General features: G+C 60.3%; 20 protein-coding genes and 1 pseudogene. 8 read left to right on the top strand and 13 right to left on the bottom strand.

Annotated elements, in window-relative coordinates; translation table 11 throughout:
* Positions 1-12 precede the first annotated feature (12 nt).
* Together AC3IX4_RS25805 and AC3IX4_RS25800 are read left to right on the top strand one after the other, a co-directional pair.
* Entirely contained in the window at positions 13-456 is a 444-nt protein-coding gene (locus AC3IX4_RS25805) for a TadE family protein (protein WP_489258133.1), read from the top strand.
* Positions 453-3,167 carry a PAS domain-containing protein gene (locus tag AC3IX4_RS25800; protein WP_489258132.1) on the top strand — a complete coding sequence of 905 codons (2,715 nt, stop codon included), beginning with the start codon at positions 453-455 and terminating at the stop codon, positions 3,165-3,167. The genes AC3IX4_RS25805 and AC3IX4_RS25800 overlap by 4 nt, the downstream gene beginning before the upstream one ends.
* 4 nt (positions 3,168-3,171) lie before the next feature.
* Here the strand turns inward: AC3IX4_RS25800 and AC3IX4_RS25795 are convergent, their stop codons facing one another.
* Positions 3,172-4,899: a pilus assembly protein TadG-related protein gene (locus tag AC3IX4_RS25795; protein WP_489258131.1), complete on the bottom strand. Its 1,728-nt coding sequence runs from the start codon at positions 4,897-4,899 to the stop codon at positions 3,172-3,174.
* A 698-nt stretch (positions 4,900-5,597) separates the two neighbouring features.
* On the opposite strand from AC3IX4_RS25795, the gene AC3IX4_RS25790 reads away from it, so the two are divergent.
* Positions 5,598-5,909 carry a hypothetical protein gene (locus AC3IX4_RS25790; protein WP_489258130.1) on the top strand — a complete coding sequence of 104 codons (312 nt, stop codon included), beginning with the start codon at positions 5,598-5,600 and terminating at the stop codon, positions 5,907-5,909.
* Positions 5,910-6,298: 389 nt separating this feature from the next.
* Positions 6,299-6,610, top strand: a complete 312-nt coding sequence (locus AC3IX4_RS25785; RefSeq protein ID WP_489258130.1) for a hypothetical protein — start codon at positions 6,299-6,301, stop codon at positions 6,608-6,610.
* A 138-nt stretch (positions 6,611-6,748) separates the two neighbouring features.
* Here AC3IX4_RS25785 and AC3IX4_RS25780 read toward each other — a convergent pair whose 3' ends face one another.
* The 6 genes from AC3IX4_RS25780 to AC3IX4_RS25755 all read right to left on the bottom strand — a co-directional run bounded on the left by AC3IX4_RS25780 (position 6,749) and on the right by AC3IX4_RS25755 (position 12,381).
* A complete protein-coding gene (locus AC3IX4_RS25780; RefSeq protein WP_489258129.1) occupies positions 6,749-7,309 on the bottom strand; it encodes a DUF4136 domain-containing protein in 561 nt (186 codons plus the stop codon).
* A gap of 44 nt (positions 7,310-7,353) precedes the next feature.
* Positions 7,354-7,977: a DUF4136 domain-containing protein gene (locus AC3IX4_RS25775; protein WP_489258128.1), complete on the bottom strand. Its 624-nt coding sequence runs from the start codon at positions 7,975-7,977 to the stop codon at positions 7,354-7,356.
* Between the two features lie 24 nt (positions 7,978-8,001).
* On the bottom strand, positions 8,002-8,754 hold the full coding sequence (locus tag AC3IX4_RS25770) for a methyltransferase domain-containing protein (protein WP_489258127.1): 753 nt from the start codon (positions 8,752-8,754) through the stop codon (positions 8,002-8,004).
* Positions 8,751-9,056 (bottom strand): MazG-like family protein, encoded by a 306-nt coding sequence (locus AC3IX4_RS25765; RefSeq protein WP_489258126.1) that lies wholly within the window; start codon positions 9,054-9,056, stop codon positions 8,751-8,753. Before AC3IX4_RS25765 ends, AC3IX4_RS25770 begins: the two co-directional genes overlap by 4 nt.
* 1,118 nt (positions 9,057-10,174) lie before the next feature.
* Complete coding sequence (locus AC3IX4_RS25760; protein WP_489258125.1) at positions 10,175-11,026, bottom strand: MaoC family dehydratase; 852 nt, start codon at positions 11,024-11,026, stop codon at positions 10,175-10,177.
* Between the two features lie 2 nt (positions 11,027-11,028).
* Entirely contained in the window at positions 11,029-12,381 is a 1,353-nt protein-coding gene (locus AC3IX4_RS25755) for a 3-oxoacyl-ACP reductase (protein WP_489258124.1), read from the bottom strand.
* A gap of 117 nt (positions 12,382-12,498) precedes the next feature.
* Here AC3IX4_RS25755 and AC3IX4_RS25750 point away from each other — a divergent pair, with 117 nt between their 5' ends.
* Positions 12,499-13,776, top strand: coding sequence for an acetyl-CoA C-acetyltransferase (locus AC3IX4_RS25750; protein ID WP_489258123.1), 1,278 nt, complete (start codon positions 12,499-12,501; stop codon positions 13,774-13,776).
* Between the two features lie 179 nt (positions 13,777-13,955).
* Here AC3IX4_RS25750 and AC3IX4_RS25745 read toward each other — a convergent pair whose 3' ends face one another.
* Together AC3IX4_RS25745 and AC3IX4_RS25740 are read right to left on the bottom strand one after the other, a co-directional pair.
* Positions 13,956-14,684: a methyl-accepting chemotaxis protein gene (locus AC3IX4_RS25745; RefSeq protein WP_489261368.1), complete on the bottom strand. Its 729-nt coding sequence runs from the start codon at positions 14,682-14,684 to the stop codon at positions 13,956-13,958.
* Positions 14,685-14,813: 129 nt separating this feature from the next.
* Positions 14,814-15,902: pseudogene (locus AC3IX4_RS25740) on the bottom strand (HAMP domain-containing protein); the annotation flags it as partial.
* A gap of 335 nt (positions 15,903-16,237) precedes the next feature.
* Between AC3IX4_RS25740 and AC3IX4_RS25735 the strand changes: the two are divergent.
* Positions 16,238-17,137, top strand: a complete 900-nt coding sequence (locus AC3IX4_RS25735; protein ID WP_489258122.1) for a PA4780 family RIO1-like protein kinase — start codon at positions 16,238-16,240, stop codon at positions 17,135-17,137.
* A gap of 4 nt (positions 17,138-17,141) precedes the next feature.
* Here AC3IX4_RS25735 and cueR read toward each other — a convergent pair whose 3' ends face one another.
* From cueR to AC3IX4_RS25720, 3 genes are all read right to left on the bottom strand, one after another.
* Entirely contained in the window at positions 17,142-17,543 is a 402-nt protein-coding gene (cueR, locus tag AC3IX4_RS25730) for a Cu(I)-responsive transcriptional regulator (protein WP_489258121.1), read from the bottom strand.
* Positions 17,544-17,552: 9 nt separating this feature from the next.
* The gene (locus AC3IX4_RS25725) at positions 17,553-19,739 is read right to left on the bottom strand and encodes a heavy metal translocating P-type ATPase (protein ID WP_489258120.1); all 2,187 of its coding nucleotides are present in this window, start codon (positions 19,737-19,739) and stop codon (positions 17,553-17,555) included.
* A gap of 68 nt (positions 19,740-19,807) precedes the next feature.
* Complete coding sequence (locus AC3IX4_RS25720) at positions 19,808-20,191, bottom strand: hypothetical protein (protein WP_489258119.1); 384 nt, start codon at positions 20,189-20,191, stop codon at positions 19,808-19,810.
* Positions 20,192-20,337: 146 nt separating this feature from the next.
* Between AC3IX4_RS25720 and AC3IX4_RS25715 the strand changes: the two genes are divergently transcribed.
* Positions 20,338-20,535, top strand: coding sequence for a heavy-metal-associated domain-containing protein (locus tag AC3IX4_RS25715; RefSeq protein ID WP_489258118.1), 198 nt, complete (start codon positions 20,338-20,340; stop codon positions 20,533-20,535).
* Positions 20,536-20,635: 100 nt separating this feature from the next.
* A complete protein-coding gene (locus AC3IX4_RS25710; RefSeq protein ID WP_489258117.1) occupies positions 20,636-21,811 on the top strand; it encodes a multidrug effflux MFS transporter in 1,176 nt (391 codons plus the stop codon).
* Here AC3IX4_RS25710 and AC3IX4_RS25705 read toward each other — a convergent pair.
* Positions 21,808-21,984 carry a hypothetical protein gene (locus AC3IX4_RS25705; RefSeq protein WP_489258116.1) on the bottom strand — a complete coding sequence of 59 codons (177 nt, stop codon included), beginning with the start codon at positions 21,982-21,984 and terminating at the stop codon, positions 21,808-21,810. The genes AC3IX4_RS25710 and AC3IX4_RS25705 overlap by 4 nt on opposite strands.
* Positions 21,985-22,055 lie beyond the last annotated feature (71 nt).

The following is a 22,055-nucleotide window of genomic DNA, read 5'->3' as shown; positions in this document are numbered from 1 at the left end:
GTAGACGTGATCATGAGACAAGGCTTCTCGTTCAAGCAAAAAGGTGCGGTAGCGATTGAGTTCGCAGCTGTTTTCATCATATTTTTTGCAGTGTTCTATGGGGTTGTGACCTATAGCTTGCCGCTGCTGATGTTGCAATCGTTCAACAACGCCAGCGCCGAAGCGGCACGAAGATGCTTGGCATTGGATCCGGCCAGTGCCAACTACTCGACCAATGTGCAAAATCTCGCCAAGCAAGTCGTGGCGCAAAAAACCGCCTGGATGCCCGCCGGCTTGGGGTTCACTCCTGCCACCGATGCGGTGGTGACGTTGAGCGGGACTAACCTGTTGACCGTTAGAATCGATTATCCGGTCTCGAAGCTGAGCAACGCCATTCCATTCCTGACGCTGCCAGGGATCGGTAAGGTTCCTAATTTGCCAACCAACCTTGTCGCTCAATCGAGCCTGCAGCTTTGAGTAGCGGCGAAGGGCTCTTCGGTCTGTGGCGCAACCGTACTCCCGCTGTGTTGCCTGCAGTGCCAATGGCTCCTCAACTCCCCGCTGTCGGTTTGCAGGTCTGGCTTGATATGCAGGGCCGCGTCCTGCGTCTTGCGGGGCCTTTGCGTCCGGCATTGGCGCTGCATTCGGGGAACGGCGCGACACTGCTTGATTACGTCCAGCCACAGAGCTTCCTGGCGCTTGAGGGGGAGCCTGCCGACTGGCAAGGACAGACTCTGGATCTGGACTTCCAGGGGCCCAATGGCCAAACCCTCCACACGCGCGGTTGGTTGATGCCTCAGGACGACTGCTGGCTTCTGCAAATGTTCGATATTGGAGACCTGTTGCAGGAGCGTCTTCAGGCCAACAGCCATCTTCAGCATTTGCGACTTGCCCGCGACCTCAATGAACGGGTTCGCCTTTGTTCGGTGGAGCGATTGAGTGAAGTCATCGCCGATCAATTGCATGAGTTGGTGCAGCATTGGCAATTGTCGCGCGCAGTGCTGCTGATTCCGCACAAAGAAGGGGGCTGGCATACGTTCGCCGAGTCCATCAAAGTCACCGGAATCTGGCCCAGTGACCTGCGCTTGAGTGATGAACTGCAATCTCTGGATGCCAGCCGTGCCCAGCGCGCGAATCAGCATCCGTCGTTGCAGCCACTGTTTGGGGGGACGCCAATATTATTGCTGCCCTATCACGAAATGAGTGGGGTTGCCGCCTGGCTGATTTGTGCCGCTACTCCCGGGCAAGTCTTTGACCCTTCCATCGAGCGTGATGGCCCGCAGTTGCTCAACGCCTTGGCAGAACCCTTGGTGGGGCGCTTGGCCGAACAGCGCTACGAGCATCGTCTGCAAGGCCTGGAGTCGTTGCAAAGTCTGCTGGACACGGGTTGGTGGGAGTTGGTCGACGGCCAGGTGCTACTGGCGCCAGCGTTGGTCGATAACTTCAAGTTGATCGTGTCGAGTGGCCGATTGACGCTTGAACAGTGGCTGGAGTTGATACACCCAGCCGACCGCGATGAGCTGAGCAGCGCTTTGCATGAGCTTGAGCACAATGGCACTGCATTGCTGCAATGCGTGCGACTGTATCAGCCTGACAGTGACCAACCACCACTGTGGTATCGCATCTCTGGCCAGGTCCTTGGCAGTGGTACGGCGCGTCGGATGGTGGGTTTCATGCTTGATATCAGCGACATTAAGAATCAGGAGCAAAGCGCCGCCGCCGCCCATGCGCGGCTGGACAACCTGATCGATAGTTCGCCTGCCGTGATCTATGTGCAGCGTTACGACCAAGGCGCTTTGCGCATGGATTTCTGCAGTGCCAGCCTACAACCGCTGCTGGGATGGACGCGAGAGCAGGCCGAAGGCGCCCAAGTGGCTCAATGGGTGCACCCGGAGGATCATGGGGTGTATTTCCAGCGAGCTCGCACACTGCTGCGAGAGGGGCTTGTCAGCACGCGCTATCGCCTGCGTGACAGCCAAGGTAATTATCACTGGCTGCTGGACGAGGCCCGGTTGTTACGCGATGACCTTGGCATGCCGGTGGAGGCAGTGGGCCTTTGGCTGGATGTCACCGACGCCACGCTGGCGGCCGAACAGGTACGCCAGAGCGAGGAACGCTATCGAATTTTGGTGGAAGATTCGCCAGCCATGATTTGCCGCTATCGCCCAGACTTGGTACTGACCTTCGGTAACCGTCCGCTGGCCGAATACATGGAATGCACACCGCAAGACTTGCCGGGTATCGACCTGGGAAGTTGGTTGTCCCCGGAACAGCGCGATTCGTTCATGCAGCGAATTTCAAGCCTGACACCGGAGTTGCCCGTCAGCACCGCAGAAATCTGCTTGCTGTTGCCGGGGCGCGAACATGCCTGGTGGGTCTGGTCCGACCGCGGCGTGTTCGATGCCAACGGTCAGTTGATCGAAGTTCAGGCAGTGGGACGTGATAACACACAGGTGCGACGCACCCAGCAACAGCTAACCCAGAGCGCAAAAATGGCCACCCTTGGCGAAATGGCCACAGGCTTGGCGCATGAGATCAACCAGCCCTTGAACGTGATGCGCATGGCCATCGTCAACGTGCTTAAACGCTTGGAAAACGGCAATGCCGAAGTTGACTACTTGCAGGAAAAACTCAAGCGTATTGACTCCCAGGTCCAGCGGGCAGCCCGAGTCGTCGATCATATGCGCGTGTTTGGCCGGCGTTCGGAGATTGAGCAACAGCCGTTCGACCCTCGCCAGGCGGTGGAAGGTACGCTGGCGCTGTTGAGTGAGGGCATGAAAGGCAAGGGCGTGGATCTGCGCGTGGCGCAATTGACCGTGGATGTACAGGTGCGCGGCTTTGTTGATCAACTGGAGCAGGTATTGATCAACCTCATGGTCAATGCCCGCGATGCCCTGATTTCCCGCCGAGACAAGCAGCGCGACTTTGAACCATGGATTGCCATCCATGCTGAGTGTGATGAGCAAGCGGTGCGCTTGTTTGTCGAGGATAACGGTGGCGGAATCGACCCGCGTTTGCTGGACCGAATCTTCGAGCCGTTCTTCACCACCAAACCGATTGGTGTTGGCACGGGCCTGGGCTTATCGGTCAGCTATGGGATCATCGACAACATGGGCGGGCGCCTCAGTGTGAAGAACACTGATGAAGGCGCCCGCTTCTGTGTGGAGTTGCCGATAGCAGAACACTAGTGGCTTAGATCATGAGTTGCGCGCGGCCGGTGTGGCAGCTTAGGTTGGCACCTATTGTGATTTGGTTAAGATCAATGCCAAGCAATGCGAGCAGGTTATTGATGAGTGGGTCGAGGAGGGGTGATAACAGCCCGCTTATCAACGGCGTCACCAGGCCAACCAGTAACTTGAGAACGAACAGGTCGGGAGTAAGCTCAATTTTTGAGAGAGTGGTCGTCAGGCTATTTACGATATTTGTAGATGACAAGGAGTGCTCAGCTGAAGGGGCCTCAAGCTCTGGAGGCTGTAGATAGTTATAGCTTTCAAAGTTTTCGAACACCGAAGGATTCGCGGCAAGCCCTACTTTGGCGCCCAGTAGATCCAATATAACAAGTGGTTCTGCAGTAACCGTCTTGTTTGAGCTGAAGAAGTCATTTTTGTTGATAGTGCCGATCATCACCTTTACCGCGGCGGCTTCGTTTTTTACGGTTAAACTTTTGTTTGTGAGGGTGCAGTTGTGACCTGTCACATGGCTACCGCCGCTTGCGACGTCGAGTCCGATATCAAGATTAGTACCATTAGGTAAAATTGTGGCTCCTCCCAAGGGAGGTTCGGCGCTTTGTATTCCTCCAATATTCAGAGTTAGTAATACGCGGATTTGTGCAGTGCGAACATAGATTTGATTAGGGTCGTTTGGGTTATTAGTTGCTTTCGAGGGATCGCCGACTACAGAAAACTGCGGCGGCTCGATAATTTTTACGCGGGCAGTCAAGTTGGCTATTCCCAAGAGGCTTACGGTCAACGTGACATCTGCGCCATTCTGGCTGTTGGCCAACTGAATCACGCCTTGAACCAGTTGCAAGGCTTGCAGTTTGGCATCCAGCCCAGAGGTTGTTCCCCCATTCTGTATATTCAGCAAATCTCCCAGAACAATGCCGCCTGCGTTTTGCGCCAACACACTCAAGTTCGTGAGCCCGCTGACATCCACCAAGGGATTGTTCTGCTGGGCTACCGTTGCCATGACACTCAATGCATCGCCAACGGAAATCGTTTTGCTCAGCAGTTCCGTGTAATTACCGGCACTGACATGGGCCTTGATCGCCAAGGCATCCAGGTAGTTGAGAAGGTTGACATCGGCCGTGGCCAAACCCTGCCATTGCACCAGGCTCAAGTTCACCTGGCCACCCAGTAATGAAGACATCAGTGTGTTGAGCAGTGCCGACTTGGAGGTGTCCACATTGATTAATGAACTGCGAATATTCAGTCTGGCCAAAGCCGGGCCGGGCCTGGCCGCGACGGCAGTTGCTGTCAATACCGTATTGGCCGGGATTGAGCCATTAGCGACCAGATTGTAGATCCCACCGGCGATACTGGTGGTCACGCTATTCTGTGCAACGACCCGTACGGCCTGATTCTTGGTGTTGTCCTGCGTGAATGAGCGCAAGCTCTGTGCGCCAGTGGCATAGGTGCCACAGGTGGTGATGAGCACCTTGCCCGTCCCAACTGCGAAGCCGTTGCGAACTGCCGCCGCAATTGCCAAGCCCGAGGCACTGGGGCCCACGCCGGAGCACACACCATTGAGGTTGGCAGCCTCCAGAGCCGCCAAGTCGGCAACGCGCTGAAGTTTGCGCTGTTCGAGATACAGGCGGCCCGTATCAACGGCAGTCAAAGTAAAAATCAGGGCCATTCCGAGCGTCAACGCCGCCACCAACCCAATCGCACCCTTCTGGCGATACGGCATCCCTGTTGCCATCGAGCACTCCCTATGCCGGTCTTTCCCAGCGTCAACTACTGATCTAGACGCTGAGTGTAGCCAAGACTCGAGCGATGCGCTGGCCAGTCGCCATATATGTTTCGTGTACGTGTACGTGTACGTGTACTTGTAGGAGCTGAGTTTGCTCGCGATGACGTCAGCACAAACGATGCAGGTTTTGATGGGGTAGGCGCTGTTTGTGGACATCTGTTGAAGCCGAGTGAGTTTCAGACTAGCCCCATTGCCAGTCAGTTGAGACATGGATCGACACAATCCCTGGGTAGGAGCCAGCCTTGCCGGAGTGCCGGACCACTGCGATAGCCACACCGCGGTGTATCAGGCAAACCGCGTCGTTTTCATCGCGGGTGAACCCGGCTCCTACAAAAGAGCGTAAGCAAATGTGCTGGGATCTGGCGCGATCGTGGTCCTAAGACCTATCCTACGCGATCTGTCGCCGCCGTGAGGGTTGTGCCCGGGAAGCGCTGCCACTAGGCTTTTCCGGTCGCTGAATGTTCAGCGATCGGGTGTGGAAACCCGGCGGTAACGGGTTCGTAACGTTGCTGTTATGGCGGCTGCACGCGGGAGGGCTTCGGCCCTGCCGGGTTACCTGTTCCCCGGTTTTCCACCCCGCGTTCAGTCGCCACCCAAATGTGTGGAAACGGGAGGGTGCGGCTTCACCTCGAACACGGTATTTCACAATGAAAAAGCTAGTCCCCGATCCCCCCAGAAAAGTCCTCGCCAAAACCATCAAGACCCCCATCGACAACTGCAACGCAGGCCACCTGCCGTTGCTCGCCGTGCAACCTGGTATCCACGCCGAAGACGCGCTGATCCATACCGCGCTGTTTCTGCAGCATGGCATTGATTCTCTCAACAAGATGATTGATCAATCGCCCAGTCATGTCAGGGGGTTGGCGTTGAGCACCCTGCATTCCGTGGAGATGGCCAAAGGTGTGGTTGAGGCGGTGTTGGGCGGGATGAAGCGAGGCGATCCGGGTACGCGGGGCTGATGGCGGAATTTGTAGAGACCTTTCAGCCCAATCGCGGGCAAGCCTTGCTCCTACAAAGGCCGCAGTCATGTCTGAAAAGAACGTAAGCAAATGTGCTGGCATCTGGCGCGATCGTGGTCCTAAGACCTATCCTACGCGATCTGTCGCCGCCGTGAGGGTTGTGCCCGGGAAGCGCTGCCACTAGGCTTTTCCGGTCGCTGAATGTTCAGCGATCGGGTGTGGAAACCCGGCGGTAGTATGGCTGCAGTGCTGCTGTTATGGCGGCTGTGCGCGGGAGGGCTTTTGCCCTGCTGGGTTGCCTACTCCCCGGTTTTCCACCCCGCGCTCAGCTGCCACCCAAATGTGTGGAAACGGGAGGGTGGGGCTTCAGACTAAGTAGGAGATCCACCATGAAAAAGCTAGTCCCCGATCCCCCCAGAAAAGTCCTCGCCAAAACCATCAAGACCCCCATCGACAACTGCAACGCAGGCCACCTGCCGTTGCTCGCCGTGCAACCTGGCATCCATGCTGAAGATGCTCTTATCCATACCGCGCTGTTTCTGCAGCATGGCATTGATTCTCTCAACAAGATGATTGACCAATCGCCTAGTCATGTCCGGGGGTTGGCATTGAGCACGCTGCATTCCGTGGAGATGGCCAAAGGTGTGGTTGAGGCGGTGTTGGGTGGGATGAAGCGAGGCGATCCGGGTACGCGGGGCTGACGTCAAAATGTGTAGAGATCTTTAGGGCCAATCGCGGGCAAGCCTCGCTCCTACAGGCCCCACCCTGCAGGTGGGGCGGGCAGGCCATGCCCCCACCGGGTAGGTGGGGCGGGCTTGTCGAGGTGGGCGGTGTTGGCTTCAGTGCGGCGGGTAGTTGGACATCACTTTGGCCACGGTCTTCTGGATCGCCGCATTGCGCTCGGTCGGGCTGGGTGGGTAGTTGTTCATGATTTGTTCGGCACTGCCTCGCCACACCAGCTTGCCGTCGCGGGCGTCGAGCAGGTCGACCTGGATGGTCGCGACCTTGTAGTCGATGCTGCGGGTCTCGTTGTACATCGGCCCGCCCCAGTAGTTACCCCAATAGCCCCCCCAGCCACCGCCGTAGTTGGTGGTGATCTGTTGCTGGCGGTTTTCCACGATCAGGTAGGTTTGTACGTTGAGGTCGCCGCGACTGCTGGCCTGGGCAGGGCGCAGGCCGCGCTGGTCGAGTTGCTGGCTAACCGCTTCGCGAATGCGCCGTTCGGTCAGGTCGCTCTTGATTCGGGGGTCGTCCGGGCGGTATTGCACGGCAGGTTCTTTCCAGGCCCAGCTGCGGTAGGCGCCGAAATCACGGCTGGCGTCGAAGTCCTGAGACACGTTGTGGGTCTCGCAGGCGCTGAGCAGCAAGGCCAGTGAGAGTAAAGCCAGACGAGGGAACATGATCGATTCTCCGGTTGCCTGCAGGCGGTGCGCATAGGCACGCCTTAACTAGGAGGATACGCCGTCAATGCCTTTTGAACAGCTTCGCGTAACGCATCCGAACGTTCTCTGAGACTGCCCTGGCTGCTGGTCTCGGCGCTGGCGCTCCAGACCGGCTGGCCATTGCTGGCATCGAACAGATTGATGCGTACCACCACGACTTCAATTTCATAGGTGCGCACGACCGGGACACTGCCATAGATACCATAGCCGCTGCCGTAGCGGTTGTAGCCATAAGGGTAACCGCCGTAGCCACCGTAGGTGCCGTAGTCCTCCTGTACTTGGCGAAGGCGTTTTTCCAAACGCATGTCGGCGGCTACCCGCAAGTCGGCCGGGCGGCCGTCACGGGCCGGGCGCAGGCCGCGTTGGTCCAGGGCGTTGCTGACGGCTTCGGCCAGTTGCGCCGAATCGGCCCAGGCGGTGCCCGGTGGCAAGGTGCCGTTGAGCCAGGCCCAGCTTTGGTATCGGCCATAGTCGCGAGTTGCAGCCGGGTAGGCGCTGCTGTCGAAAGTCTGCGCGGCTTGCGGCGGGGCCGGGGGTAGCGGTCTGGAGCTGGCGGTGTAGGGGTTGGTGCCTTGGCAGGCAGCGAGCCCCAGGCACATCAAGCAAACGGCAAGGCGCGACAGCATGTTGTTCTCCCCGGCGCACGGTGTTCAAACCGGGCGGCAGATCCAGTGCAGATAACGACCCAGCCCGGCATAGGCCGGATGGCGACGGTGGGCCAGTTCCATTTCCAGCAGGTCGAGCAACTCGGCCTTGGCCTGGAACTCGACCGGCATGTAGTCATGGAAAACCCTGACGCCGCTCTGACTTTCGACTGCCCACAGGCCGTCGAGTTGCGTGGCTAACTCGCGCGGGTCCAGCGGCATTTGTGGGGTCAGGCTCTGCTTTTCACCCGCCAGCTTGTTTTTACGCAGTTTGCGGAAATGGCCCTTGAGCAGGTTGCGATACACCAGTGCGTCGCGGTTGTAGAACGCCAACGACAGCTTTCCGCCCGGCTTTGTCAGTTGGTGCAACACCGGCAGGATCGCGTGGGGCTCGGCCAGCCATTCCAGCACGGCGTGGCACAGCACCAGGTCGTAGGGCTCTGTCAGTTGACCGAGCAGTTCTTGCCAGGGCGCTTGAATGAAGGTGGCCGGTTGGCCGGCTGCGGCAAAGCGCTCACGGGCCCCTTCCAGCATGGGCGCAGCAGGTTCGGCCAGGGTGACCTGGTGGCCTCGCTGGGCCAGCCACAAACTCATATGACCAAGGCCGGCGCCGATATCGAGCACGCGCAGCGGGCGATCATCGGGCAGGGACTCGGCCAGGTCGGCCTGCAATACGGCGAGACGAATCGCGCCTTTGGCACCGCCATAGATTTTTTCGGCGAAACGGGTCGCCAGCTCATCGAAATGACGGTCGCTCATTGTGCAAACCGCCGCTCGCTGTCGGCTAATTTGCTGCGCACCACCTGTTCCATGTCCAGGCCCAACTCGCTGCACAGCAGCAAAAGGTACAGCACCACGTCACCGACTTCTTGCCCCGCGTGGGCCAATTGATCGGGGCTCAGGGTGCGCGACTGCTCTTCGCTGAGCCATTGGAATATTTCCACCAGCTCGGCCATTTCCACGCTGGCGGCCATGGCCAGGTTCTTGGGGCTGTGGAAACCGCGCCATTCATTGTTGTCGCGGATGCGGTGCAGGCGTTCGGTCAGTTCAACTAGGTTCATGCGGGTTCTCCTGAAGGGCTATAGCTTCAGGCGCGGCGCAGGCCGACGCAAGCGCTGCATTACAGAAAGCGTCGATGCCTGTAGGAGCAGACCTTGGTCGCGATGGGCTGCGAAGCGGCCCTTGCGATGCTGAGAGCGACTCAATCCGCAGGTCTGCATCGCAATGCCACTGGCCTCTGGGGCCGCTGCGCAGCCCATCGCGGCCGGGTCCGCTCCTACGGCAGATCGTGCGAGGTGCTGACAAGCCCTGAGGCAACCCGCCATTCGTAGGAGCGGACCTGGTCGCGATGGGCTGCGAAGCGGCCCTTGCGATGCTGAGGGCGACTCAATTCGCAGGTCTGCATCGCAATGCCACTGGCCTCTGGGGCCGCTGCGCAGCCCATCGCGGCCGGGTCCGCTCCTACGGCAGATCGTGCGAGGTGCTGACAAGCCCTGAGGCAACCCGCCATTCGTAGGAGCGGACCTGGCCGCGATGGGCTGCGAAGCGGCCCTTGCGATGCTGAGAGCGACTCAATTCGCAGGTCTGCATCGCAATGCCACTGGCCTCTGGGGCCGCTGCGCAGCCCATCGCGGCCGGGTCCGCTCCTACGGCAGATTGTGCGAGGTGCTGACAAGCCCTGAGGCAACCCGCCATTCGTAGGAGCGGACCTGGTCGCGATGGGCTGCGAAGCGGCCCTTGCGATGCTGAGAGCGACTCAATCCGCAGGTCTGCATCGCAATGCCACTGGCCTCTGGGGCCGCTGCGCAGCCCATCGCGGCCGGGTCCGCTCCTACGGCAGATCGTGCGAGGTGCTGACAAGCCCTGAGGCAACCCGCCATTCGTAGGAGCAAACCTTGGTCGCGATGGGCTGCGAAGCGGCCCTTGCGATGCTGAGAGCGACTCAATTCGCAGGTCTGCATCGCAATGCCACTGGCCTCTGGGGCCGCTGCGCAGCCCATCGCGGCCGGGTCCGCTCCTACGGCAGATCGTGCGAGGTGCTGACAAGCCCTGAGGTAACCCGCCATTCGTAGGAGCGGACCTGGCCGCGATGGGCGCACGCGGTTTGCCTGATGCCCCGCGGTGTTGCCATCGCGACCAAGGGCTAGGCGCCCCCGTCGCTCCTACAGCACCGCGGGGGTTACATAGCCGTCCAGCTTCCGACCATATGCTCAAGATCTCCGTGCCCCTCCAGTTTCAACTGCCCGCTAGGCCCTGCCGCACTGGCCGAGAGGATGACTTCATTAGGCAGGCGCACAGGCTTGAGGAACTCCACTGCAAACTCATAACCCGCCGTCGGCAGATGCCCGTGCAGGGCATTCATGGCCCAGGCGAGGCTCCACAGGCCATGGGCGATGGCCTGCGGGAAACCAAACAGCTTCGCTGTCGTAGTGCTCAAGTGGATGGGGTTGTAGTCGCCGGATACCTTGGCATAGCGCCGCCCGATGTCTGCGTCTGCGTACCAGCGGGTGGCTTCCGGTAGCTCCACTGGCTCGCGGTCGGGCTGCGCGGCAGGCTCGCCGGCCACCTTGGCATGCCGGCAGAGCATGGTGCTGGTCTCTTCCCACAACAGGCCGAGCGCGTCGCTGGCCTGGGTGATCAGGTCGAAAGTGGCGCCCTTTTCGTGGGGCAATAAGTTATCCACATGCACGCTCAATTGCAGGCTGGCCAAGCCGCCTAATGGCCGCAGGATGCGAATGCGATTGGCCAGGTGGACCAGGCCCAGTAACGGAAAAGGGAACGCATCGTCAGTCAGCAACTGCAGGTGCAGGCCAAACGCCAGAACATGCGGATAAGCCGGAGGTAGCACACTGCTGTCACCGATCTCACAGACTTTGCGATAGTTCGCCAAGCGTTGTGCATCTATCGCTACACGGCAGCGCAGGCCTTTGTCGGGCAGTGTGCTGCCACTGATTTTGCGCCGACGTGCTGCCTTGGCGTAAAGCCCGCCGAGGCTTGGGGGCGCACTGAGGTCTTGCCACTGAGTCGTCATTTTCAGGCTCCCATGATGGCTTGGCCACACACCCGCAGCACTTGGCCGTTGACCGAACCGGAGCCGGGCTGCCCCAGCCAGGCCACGGCTTCGGCGACATCCTGCGCCAGGCCGCCCTGGCCCAACGAGCTCATGCGTCGGCCCGCTTCGCGCAAGGTGAAGGGAATCTGTGCGGTCATGTGGGTTTCAATAAAGCCTGGGGCCACGGCGGCTATGCTGCTGCCGCGCTCGGCCAGGCGGGGTGCCCAGGCCTGGGCCAGGCCGATCAGGCCGGCCTTGCTGGCAGCATAGTTGGCTTGGCCACGGTTGCCGGCAATGCCGCTGATCGAAGCCAGGAGCACGATGCGCGCATGCGCGTGCAGCGTGCCACGGTCGAACAGCGCCTGGGTCAATATCTGGGGCGCCTTGAGGTTGACTGCCAGCACCGAGTCCCAGTATTCCGGGGTCATATTGGCCAGGGTTTTGTCGCGGGTGATGCCTGCGTTATGGACCAGGATGTCGAGGCCGTCGGGCAACTGCTCGATCAATTGATTGGCGGCGTCGCTCGCGCAGATATCCAGCGCAATGGCGCGGCCGCCCAAACGCGCGGCAAGGGCTTCAAGATCGCCCTTGGCCTCGGGCACATCCAGCAACACGACATCGGCGCCATCGCGCGCCAGGGTTTCGGCAATGGCCGCACCAATACCGCGCGCCGCACCGGTGACCAGGGCGATTCGGCCACCCAAGGGGCGTGTCCAGTCCTGAACCTGCTCGGCGCAAGCGGTCAGGTGCAGGGCTTGGCCAGAGATAAAAGCACTCTTGGGCGACAAGAAAAACCGCAGGGCACCTTCGAGCTGGTCCTCGGCGCCGTCATCTACATACAGCAGTTGCAGCGTCCCGCCGGTGCGCAACTCCTTGGCCAGCGAGCGGCTGAAGCCCTCCAGGGCACGTTGGGCGATGCTGGCGAGAGGGTCTTTCAAAGTGTGTGGCGCACGGCCAAGGATCACGATGTGGGCGCTGCGGTCCAGGCTGCGCAATAACGGCTGGAAGAACTCACGAAGTTGGCTGAGAGCATCGATGTCTGCCAATGCCGAGGCGTCGAACACCACCGCCTTGAGCTTGGGCCCAAGCCCGGCCACCCATTCCTGGGTTTCGCTGACAAAGGTGCCGAAGCTGAACACCTGATCGGTGAGCTTGCCGGCAAACGCGCCGACCTTGTCTGTCAGAGGGCCGCCGCCGAGCAGCAAGGCGCCTTCAACCGGCCGTAGCCGCCCGGCTTGCCAGCGCTCCAGACGTGCCGGGCTGGGCAGGCCGACCGCACCTACCAGGCGACGGCCAAGATCGGAGTTGGCGAATTCGATATATCGGTCAGACATGGAACACACTCCCCCAAATAAGGTTGAAAGTGTGGACCATGCTCGGCCATCAGTCGTTCGAACGGCAAAAAAAGACCTACGCTGAAGCCGCAAGAGCCATTGATGAGGCATTTACTCATGAGTTCATTGCAAAGGGTCGCCATTATTGGCGGCAATCGCATTCCCTTCGCCCGCTCCAATGGTCCCTATGCCCAGGCAAGTAACCAGGCGATGCTTACCGCAGCGCTGGAGGGCCTGATCGAGCGCTACAACCTGCATGGCCTGCGCATGGGCGAAGTGGCCGCCGGCGCGGTGCTCAAGCACTCGCGTGACTTGAGCCTGACCCGTGAATGCGTGCTGGGCTCGCGGCTGTCGCCGCACACCCCGGCCTACGATGTACAACAAGCCTGTGGCACGGGGCTGGAAACGGCCCTGCTGGTGGCCAATAAAATCGCGCTGGGGCAGATCGAATGCGGCATTGCCGGTGGTGTGGACACCACGTCCGATGCGCCGATTGCGGTGAGCGAAGGGCTGCGCCAGGTGTTGCTGAAGATCAATCGCAGCAAGAGCACCGCGGAAAAACTCAAGGCCCTGCTGCAATTGCGCCCTTGGCACCTGAAGCCCGAGCTGCCGCGCAATGGCGAGCCGCGCACGGGGTTGTCCATGGGCCAGCATTGCGAATTGATGGCCCAAGAGTGGCAGATCAGCCGGGCGGATCAAGACCAGTTGGCGCTCGAAAGCCACCAGAAACTGGCGGCAGCCTATGCCGAAGGCTGGCACGACGATTTGCTGACACCGTTTTTGGGGTTGACCCGTGATAACAACCTTCGCCCAGACCTGACGCTGGAAAAGCTCGCCAGTCTCAAGCCTGCTTTCGAGCGCAGTGCAAAAGGCACGTTGACGGCGGGCAATTCCACGCCGCTGACCGATGGCGCCTCAGTGGTGTTGTTGGGCAGTGAACAATGGGCACGAGAGCGCGGGCTGCCCATTCTGGCTTACCTTCGCGACGGAGAAACGGCTGCCGTGGACTTCGTCAAAGGTAAGGAAGGTCTGTTGATGGCGCCTACTTATGCCGTGCCGCGCCTGTTGGCACGTCACCAACTGACGTTGCAGGATTTTGATTACTACGAGATTCATGAGGCCTTTGCCGCTCAGGTGCTGTGCACCCTCAAGGCCTGGGAAGACCCTGAGTATTGCAAGACGCGGTTAGGGCTGGAGGCGCCGCTGGGCTCGATAGATCGCAGCAAGCTCAACGTCAAAGGCAGCTCGCTGGCAGCAGGGCATCCGTTTGCCGCCACAGGCGGACGGATTCTGGCCAATCTGGGCAAGTTGCTGGAAGTAGCGGGGCAGGGGCGAGGCCTGATCTCGATCTGCGCCGCCGGCGGCCAAGGCGTGACCGCCATCGTCGAACGCTAATCTGCGATGGCCTCACCGCGACTCATCCGGCAGACCGCGTCGCCTGCATCGCAGGCAAGCCTGGCTCCTACACCAGCATGGACGCATGACGGTGGTGTAGGAGCAGGGTTTACCCGCGATGCAGGCGACGCGATTCATCCGGTAGACCGCGTCGTTTGCATCGCAGGCAAGCCTGGCTCCTACGTGCGGAACCTGCGCACCAGCGCATCCAATTCGTTCGACAACCCCGCCAGGCTCTGCGAATCATTGCGCGCCGAGTTGGCCAGGTCTGCCACCAACTGCGCATCGCCATGAATCTGGCTGATGTGTCGATTGATGTCTTCAGCCACCTGATGCTGTTCTTCGGCCGCCGTGGCGATCTGGGTGTTCATGTCACGGATGACATCCACCGACTCGCGGATCTGGCCGAAGCTGGTGCGGGCTAGGCCGATGCGGCTGACCGATTGTTGTGAGACCTCAAGGCTGGCGTGCATCTGTGAGGCCACCTGTGCCGTACGCTGGGCCAAGTTGCCCAGCAAGCCGTCGATTTCTGCGGTTGAGTCGGCGGTGCGCTTGGCCAGGGCTCGCACTTCGTCGGCCACCACGGCAAACCCGCGCCCTTGCTCACCGGCCCGCGCCGCTTCGATGGCTGCGTTGAGGGCCAGCAGGTTGGTCTGCTCGGCAATCGAACGAATGGTCCCCAGAATCGACTGGATATCATTGCTGTCCTGCTCCAGCTGCTGCATGGCGCTGGCCGACTGCTCGATCTCCTGGCTCAGTTTATCCACGCTCTGTACCGCGGCATCGATCTGTTGCTGGCCTTCTCGGGCCTGGCGCTGGCCGTTGTCGGCCGAGTCGGCGGCCTGGCTGCAGGACCGCGCGACTTCGTTGGCCGTGGCGACCATTTCATGGAAGGCGGTCGAGACCATGTCCACGGCTTCACGCTGGCGGCCAGCGGCTTCGGCCATGTTGGCGGACACCTGAGTTGAGCTGGCCGAGGTGGCGAGGATTTTGTTCGCGGCCTGGCCGATGTGCTGGATCAGGCCGCGGATGGCGGCCAGGAACTGGTTGAACCAACTGGCCAGTTGAGCGGTTTCGTCACGGCCACGAATTGGCAGGTTCTGGGTCAGGTCGCCTTCACCTTGGGCAATGCCTTCCAGGCCGCTGGCGACACTGCGAATCGGTCGCACGATCAGACTGGCGAAGCTTGCGCCCAGCACCCCAAACACCACCGCCAGCACGGCGGCAATCACGGCGATCAGCCAGGTCAGTTGCGTGGCCGGGGCCATGACTTCGGCTTGCTTGATCAAACCGATGAAGTTCCAGCCCAGTTGCTCGGACGGCCAGACGTTGGCCATGTAGCGTTCGCCATTGATCTCCACTTCGACCAAGCCCTTGCGGGCCTTGGCCAACTGCGCGTAACCGTCACCCAGATCGGCCAGGTGCTTGAAGTTGTGTTGAGGTTGCTTGGGGTCAACCAATACGGTGCCGTCGTGTTCCATCAGCATCATGTAGCCGCTTTCGCCCAGCTTGATCTGCTTGACGATCTCGGTCAGTTGCTTGAGCGACACATCGATATTGACCACGCCACCCTGGCTTCCTAGCGGGTTGGGCACGGCCCGCACGGTGCTGACCAGTACCGCATCGTCGCCCGCCCAATAATAGGCTTCGGTACGCAAGGTCTTGCCTGGGTTGGCCATGGCGGTCTTGAACCAGGGGCGCTGGCGTGGGTCGTAGTTCGACATTTTGGCGTCGCCAGGCCAGAAGGCATAACCGCCGTCTTTCAAGCCGTAGGACACATAGGCATAGTCGGGGTGGCTGGCGGCCAGGCCTGAAAACAAGTCAAACAGTTGCTTGTCCAGCTCACTCTGAGGAAGGTCGGCCGCATTGGCGCTCATGTGCTTTTTGACGCTGCCGTCGGCATTTTTGACCAGTGGCTGGCTGGCCAGGTAATCGACGTTCTGGCTGATGCTCTGGAAGAACAACTGCATCGCGTTGGACACCTGGCGAATCTCGCGGCTGCTGCCATCCAGAAAGCCGGTGCGTGCTTCGCTGCGCACGTTCAGGACCACCAGGATGGCGACCAGGAGGACGGGCAGGCAGGCGATGACCGCAAATCCCCAGGTCAGTTTCTGTTTGATATTCATCCGCGCTCCAGATTTTTCTTATAGACGCGAAGCCCTCAAGGGCTTGCGAAGGTGGCAGTCGTATAAAAGCTTCGTAGGTTTTATTGTTATGTTGTGTACGAAAAGGTCGGCATCAAGTCAGAAACATTGAGCGTTCCAGGGTGAAAAATGACGCTATTGTGAATATTCCCGATGAGCGGAAAATGCCCGGGCAAGCTTTGTAAGGAATCAATTGGATAAAAGGGTGGTCAGTGGGGTTATTAACCGCTAAAAGTGCTCTCGGTTTGTAGGTCAGCTTGGCTGGCAAATGAATGTTGCTCGCGTGTCAGGTAAAAAAGGACCCAGAATAAAAGCCGATGAAGACTCCCAAACGCATTGAACCGTTGATTGAAGACGGTCTGGTCGACGAGGTGCTGCGCCCCCTGATGAGCGGGAAAGAGGCAGCGGTATACGTGGTGCGGTGCGGCAAGGAATTGCGTTGCGCCAAGGTTTACAAGGAAGCCAATAAACGCAGCTTCCGTCAGGCCGCTGAATACCAGGAGGGCCGCAAGGTTCGTAACAGCCGTCAGGCTCGGGCCATGGCCAAGGGCTCGAAGTTCGGGCGCAAGGAAACCGAAGATGCCTGGCAGAACGCCGAAGTGGCGGCGCTGTTCCGCCTGGCCGGTGCCGGTGTGCGTGTGCCCAAGCCGTATGACTTTCTCGACGGCGTGTTGCTCATGGAGCTGGTGGCCGATGAATATGGCGATGCGGCGCCACGCTTGAACGATGTGGTGCTCGAACCCGAACAGGCGCGCGAATATCACGCCTTCCTGATTCGCCAGATCGTGCTGATGCTGTGTACCGGGCTGGTACACGGGGACTTGTCGGAGTTCAACGTGCTGTTGGGCCCCGATGGGCCGGTGATCATCGACCTGCCTCAGGCGGTGGACGCTGCGGGCAACAACCATGCGTTCAGCATGCTTGAGCGCGATGTCGGCAACATGGCCAGTTATTTCGGGCGTTTCGCGCCAGAACTACGGCACACCCGCTACGCCAAGGAAATGTGGGCGTTGTATCAGGCCGGCACCCTGCACTCGGGCAGCAACCTGACCGGTGAGTTTGTCGAGATTGCCGCGCACGCTGATGTCCATGGCGTCATGCGTGAAATCGAAGCGGCCCGCCGCGACGAAGAGCGCCGCCAGGCGGCTCGAGCAGACGCCGAGAAAGCGCCTTCCCGAGGCCCGGAGGAGCCACCGCCACCGCCCTGGCTTCAGTAAGGCATCAATGGCTGCAGCCACCGTTTGCCAGGTCCTTGAGGATCGGGCAATCGGGGCGCTCGTCGCCCTGGCAATGGGCAACCAGGTCCTGCAGGGTGTCGCGCAGGCTGACCAGTTCCTCGATCCTGCGGTTCAAATCATCAATGTGCTGGTGCGCCAGCGCCTTCACATCAGCGCTGGCGCGTTGGCGATCACGCCAGAGCGTCAATAGCCGCGCCACTTCTTCCAACGAAAACCCAAGGTCGCGCGAGCGTTTGATAAACGCCAGCGTATGCAGGTCGTCGGCCTGATACAGGCGATAGCCATTGTCACTGCGATGCGCGGGGTTGAGCAGCCCAATGGACTCGTAGTAACGAATCATCTTGGCGCTGAGACCGCTTTGACGGGCGGCTTGTCCGATATTCATGACGTGCTCCTAGTCCACATCCGCAGGCTTCCAGGTTTTCAGCCACAGGGCATTGCTGACCACACTGACGCTGGACAAGGCCATGGCCGCGCCCGCCAGCACAGGGTTGAGCAAACCGGCCGCAGCCAGCGGTATGCCGATGAGGTTGTACACAAAGGCCCAAAACAGGTTTTGACGAATTTTCGCGTAGGTGCGCCGGCTGATTTCCAGGGCGGCAGGCACCAGGCGCGGGTCGCCACGCATCAGCGTAATGCCGGCAGCCTGCATGGCCACATCGGTTCCGCCGCCCATGGCGATACCGATATCGGCCGCCGCCAGTGCGGGCGCGTCGTTGATGCCGTCACCGACCATCGCTACGTTGGCGCTGCGCTTGAGTTCGACCACGGTGGCGGCCTTGTCGGCGGGCAAGACTTCAGCGTGCACGTCATCAATGCCCAGTGCTTGTGCCACGGCGTTGGCACTGCCGCGGTTATCACCCGTCAATAAATGGCTGGCGATGCCTTGTTCACGCAGGCGGTCGACCGTTTCGGCGGCGCCGAGTTTCAAGCTATCGCCAAAGGCAAACAGGCCCAGCACGCGCGGGTTCGGTGAACGCTCGATCAACCAGGACACCGTATTGCCTTCGGTTTCCCAGCGTTGCGCTGTTTCGGCCAGGTCACCCGGTTGCAATGCGTTTTCTTCCAGCATCCGCCGATTACCCAGTGCCAGTTCACGGCCCAGCAGGGTGCCGGCAATCCCACGGCCGGCCAGTGCATGGCTGGCGGCGATGGTATCCACCGGTAGCTGATGCTCCTGGCAAGCATCCAGCACGGCCTTGGCCAGCGGATGCTCGCTGCCGCGCTGCAGGGCGCCAGCCAGTTGCAACAACTGTCGATCATCACCGTCAATTGCCAGCTGGCCGACGATACGTGGCGTGCCGCGGGTCAGCGTGCCGGTTTTATCGAACACCACATGCTTGATGGTATGAGAGCGCTCCAGCACTTCGGCGTCCTTGATCAGAATCCCATGGCGCGCCGCCACGCCTGTTCCCGCCATGATGGCGGCAGGTGTCGCCAGGCCCAGTGCGCAAGGGCAGGCAATAACCAGCACGGCCACTGCGTTGATCAGCGCGGTTTCCATGGGAGCGCCGGCCAGGTACCAGCCCAGCAGGGTGCCCAAGGCAATCACCAAGACAACCGGGACAAATACTTGGCTGACGCGATCCACCAGTTTCTGGATGGGCGCCTTGCCGGTCTGAGCGTCTTCGACCAGGCGGATGATCCGCGCCAGCACCGTTTCGGTGCCCAGGGCAAGCGTTTTGACCAACAGCCGACCTTCACCGTTGATGGCCCCACCCGTGACCTTGTCGCCTGGTTGTTTTGCAACCGGCAGGCTTTCCCCACTGATCAGCGCCTCGTCGGCGTGACTGTGGCCCTCGACGATTTCGCCATCGACCGCGAAGCGTTCGCCGGGCTTGACCACGACCAGGTCACCCAGGCGCAGTGCGCTGATCGGCACTTCAATTTCCTGCCCGTCTTGCCACTTGATCGCCCGCTCTGGGCGCAAGGCTTCCAAGGCCCGAATGGCACTGGCGGTCTGGCGCTTGGCGCGGCTTTCCAGGTATTTGCCCAGCAGTACCAGGGCGATCACCACGGCCGAAGCTTCAAAATACAAATGGGGTGAATGCCCGGGGGCAGCCTGTGCCCATTGATACAGGCTCAGGCCGTAGCCTGCGCTGGTGCCCAGGGCCACCAACAAGTCCATATTCCCTGCGCCCGCGCGCACGGCCTTATAGGCGGCGACATAGAAGCGTGCACCGAAAATGAACTGGACGGGCGTGGCGAGGGCGAATTGCGCCCAGGCCGGCAACATCCAGTGCACACCGAATGGCTGGAGCATCATTGGCAGCACAAGCGGCAGCGCCAGTATCAATGCACAGGCCAGGATCAGGCGTTCACGGCGCAGGTCGTCGGCAACGTCCCTGGATGTCTTGCCGGGGGCCTCTGGCAGGGTTGCGCCATAGCCTGCCTTGTCGACGGCGGCAATCAGGGTTTGCGGGTCGACGGGGTCGAGCAGTTGCACGTGGGCGCGTTCGTTGGCCAGGTTGACAGTGACCTGGCCTACACCGGGAATCTTGGCCAGCGCACGTTCGACCCGGCCGGCGCAACTGGCGCACGTCATGCCGCTGATGGGCAGGTCAATGGTTGATGCGGGCATGGGTAAACCTCCTTGAGCATCGAATACCCCACCAGCATCAACCTTGCCACTCGGTTAAGGTCAAGGGGTTAGTACTGCAAGGCTACTTTTTTCAGGTAGAGGCCATCCTGCCCCATCGCAATGCGATATTTGCTGATTTGCCCGGCGCGCAACTCTACGCTGCTGGAATGTAAGGCCTCGATGCCGGGCAGGCAGCCCGGTGCCTGGCCTGGCAGCAGGCGCAAACGCACGCTGATGCGTCCAGGAGGAAGATTGAAAGAGGTGCTTTGCTCCTGAAAAAGCCGGCCTGCCAGTTGGTCCTGCAAATAAATACCTATTTCACAGGACGTCGCGATGTCCAGCTGCTCGCGAGAAATGATCAGCACGCCATAGTCCTGTGCACCTTCGGCATGAGCCTCAGGTTGCATCAATAGACCCAGCATGGCGACAAGGCTCAACAATGCCCGGCGCATGTATGTACTCCTGCTTTCTATCATCAGTGACGAAGCTTGGCCGAGGCGGGCTATGATTTCCAGCGTGCCGTGTGATCGAAGGCTTGACCTTGACCCGGTGGAAAGGTTGAAGCTGAGCCCAGTCACACATCAACTGGAGATTTTTCATGCATGTATTCAACGTTCAAGGCATGACCTGTGGCCATTGTGTAAAGGCCGTTACCCACGCTGTGCAGGATCAGGATCAGCAGGCGCAAGTCACCGTAGACCTGGCCTCTGCCCAGGTTCAGGTACGCAGTGAGCTGCCAGCAGAACGCATTGCCGAGTTGATCCGCGAAGAAGGCTACAGCGTCCAGCCGCAGTAAAATTTGTTGTAGGGTTTTCCCTTAAATCGCGTACCAGGCGGCCACGCCGACGGATGGGGCAGTTAGACTAGCCAGCTGCTCTGTCTTCCCTGGACCGCTGATGAACCTGCGAACAATCCTGATTCTCGGCGCGCTCAGCGCCTTCGGCCCTTTGGCCATCGATTTCTACTTGCCCGGTTTTCCGGCGATGGCCACGGCCTTCGGCACCGATGAACAGCATATCCAGGCCACGTTGGCAGTCTACTTTGTGGGCCTCTCCATCGGTCAATTGGCCTACGGCCCTGTCGCGGATCGTTTTGGCAGGCGAGTGCCGCTGTTGTTCGGGGTCGTGCTGTTTACCCTGGCTTCGGTGGCTTGCGCCTTCGCCCCCACCCTTGAGTGGCTGATTGTGGCCCGCTTCGTCCAGGCGTTGGGCGGCTGCGCCGGTATGGTGCTGTCGCGAGCGATTGTCAGCGACAAATGCGACGCCGTGGCTTCGGCCAAAGTGTTTTCGCAGCTGATGCTGGTCATGGGATTGGCACCGATCCTGGCGCCGATGCTCGGTGGCGTGATGGTCAACGAATTCGGCTGGCAATCCATATTCATCGCTTTGGCCATTTTCAGTGCCCTGTGCACCACGGCGGTGGCGCTGGGGCTGCCGGAAAGCCTGCCGGCCCATCTGCCGCGCCAGCCGCTGTCCGGTGCCTTGCGCCAGTATGGGCGGTTGCTTAACGATCGCGTCTTCGTGGGGCATGCGCTCACTGGCGGGATTGCCATCGCCGGCATGTTTGCCTATGTGGCCGGCTCGCCCTTTGTGTTTATCAAACTCTATGGCGTGCCGACGGAGCACTACGGCTGGCTGTTCGGTAGCAATGCGGCGGGGTTCATTTTGGTGGCGCAGGTCAATGCACGCTTGTTGGCCAAGCGTGGGCCTGCCTTTCTGCTGGCGCGTACCGTGTGGTTGTACTTGGCTGCCAGCGTGGCGCTGTTGGCTGTCAGTGCCTTCAAGCCGTTGCAGCTGTGGCCATTGCTGATTCCATTGTTTATTTGCATCGCCAGCCTTGGCTGCATTATTCCCAACGCATCGGCTTGCGCCATGAGCGGGCAGGGTGCCAGGGCGGGGAGTGCCTCGGCCTTGCTGGGCTGTATTCAATTCAGCGTTGCGGCCGGTGCAGCAGCTTTGGTTGGAGTGCTTCACGATGGCAGCGCCATGCCTATGGCGATAGTCATCAGCCTATGTGGCCTGGCGGTGGTAGTGGTCGCAATGCTCACCCGGCGGTTGCAGCTGGCGCGCTAGCCGGCCCGCTGCCTGTTACCGGGAAAGCTATGCGGCGCTTGGATACGAGCACGCAGCGTGTTTACAAAAGCGCGTGCCTCGGCCTCACTGCGAAAACTCACCACGTGCTGGTCAAGACGCACCTGCCAGTGGTTGCCATGGTTTTTCGAGGACTCAATAACGACGATATTCATAGCGTTGCTCCCGCCAATGGGCTGTCGGCTGGAATTGTAGCCCCGTGATCGCTGGCGGGAACGGCATCGGA

The sequence above is a fragment of the Pseudomonas sp. KH_021 genome (genome assembly GCF_057838865.1).
This window is presented reverse-complemented; position numbering and strand designations above follow the sequence as displayed.

What these genes read in the sequence shown, in the direction of transcription:
- AC3IX4_RS25710 (WP_489258117.1), top strand. Translation starts at nt 20,636, where the DNA reads ATGAACCTGCGAACAATCCTGATTCTCGGCGCGCTCAGCGCCTTCGGC.
- cueR (WP_489258121.1), bottom strand. Translation starts at nt 17,543, where the DNA reads ATGAATATCGGACAAGCCGCCCGTCAAAGCGGTCTCAGCGCCAAGATG.
- AC3IX4_RS25795 (WP_489258131.1), bottom strand. Translation starts at nt 4,899, where the DNA reads ATGGCAACAGGGATGCCGTATCGCCAGAAGGGTGCGATTGGGTTGGTG.
- AC3IX4_RS25755 (WP_489258124.1), bottom strand. Translation starts at nt 12,381, where the DNA reads ATGTCTGACCGATATATCGAATTCGCCAACTCCGATCTTGGCCGTCGC.
- AC3IX4_RS25785 (WP_489258130.1), top strand. Translation starts at nt 6,299, where the DNA reads ATGAAAAAGCTAGTCCCCGATCCCCCCAGAAAAGTCCTCGCCAAAACC.
- AC3IX4_RS25780 (WP_489258129.1), bottom strand. Translation starts at nt 7,309, where the DNA reads ATGTTCCCTCGTCTGGCTTTACTCTCACTGGCCTTGCTGCTCAGCGCC.
- AC3IX4_RS25775 (WP_489258128.1), bottom strand. Translation starts at nt 7,977, where the DNA reads ATGCTGTCGCGCCTTGCCGTTTGCTTGATGTGCCTGGGGCTCGCTGCC.
- AC3IX4_RS25805 (WP_489258133.1), top strand. Translation starts at nt 13, where the DNA reads ATGAGACAAGGCTTCTCGTTCAAGCAAAAAGGTGCGGTAGCGATTGAG.
- AC3IX4_RS25760 (WP_489258125.1), bottom strand. Translation starts at nt 11,026, where the DNA reads ATGACGACTCAGTGGCAAGACCTCAGTGCGCCCCCAAGCCTCGGCGGG.
- AC3IX4_RS25745 (WP_489261368.1), bottom strand. Translation starts at nt 14,684, where the DNA reads ATGGTCTCGACCGCCTTCCATGAAATGGTCGCCACGGCCAACGAAGTC.
- AC3IX4_RS25735 (WP_489258122.1), top strand. Translation starts at nt 16,238, where the DNA reads ATGAAGACTCCCAAACGCATTGAACCGTTGATTGAAGACGGTCTGGTC.
- AC3IX4_RS25750 (WP_489258123.1), top strand. Translation starts at nt 12,499, where the DNA reads ATGAGTTCATTGCAAAGGGTCGCCATTATTGGCGGCAATCGCATTCCC.
- AC3IX4_RS25720 (WP_489258119.1), bottom strand. Translation starts at nt 20,191, where the DNA reads ATGCGCCGGGCATTGTTGAGCCTTGTCGCCATGCTGGGTCTATTGATG.
- AC3IX4_RS25790 (WP_489258130.1), top strand. Translation starts at nt 5,598, where the DNA reads ATGAAAAAGCTAGTCCCCGATCCCCCCAGAAAAGTCCTCGCCAAAACC.
- AC3IX4_RS25715 (WP_489258118.1), top strand. Translation starts at nt 20,338, where the DNA reads ATGCATGTATTCAACGTTCAAGGCATGACCTGTGGCCATTGTGTAAAG.
- AC3IX4_RS25705 (WP_489258116.1), bottom strand. Translation starts at nt 21,984, where the DNA reads ATGAATATCGTCGTTATTGAGTCCTCGAAAAACCATGGCAACCACTGG.
- AC3IX4_RS25765 (WP_489258126.1), bottom strand. Translation starts at nt 9,056, where the DNA reads ATGAACCTAGTTGAACTGACCGAACGCCTGCACCGCATCCGCGACAAC.
- AC3IX4_RS25770 (WP_489258127.1), bottom strand. Translation starts at nt 8,754, where the DNA reads ATGAGCGACCGTCATTTCGATGAGCTGGCGACCCGTTTCGCCGAAAAA.
- AC3IX4_RS25725 (WP_489258120.1), bottom strand. Translation starts at nt 19,739, where the DNA reads ATGCCCGCATCAACCATTGACCTGCCCATCAGCGGCATGACGTGCGCC.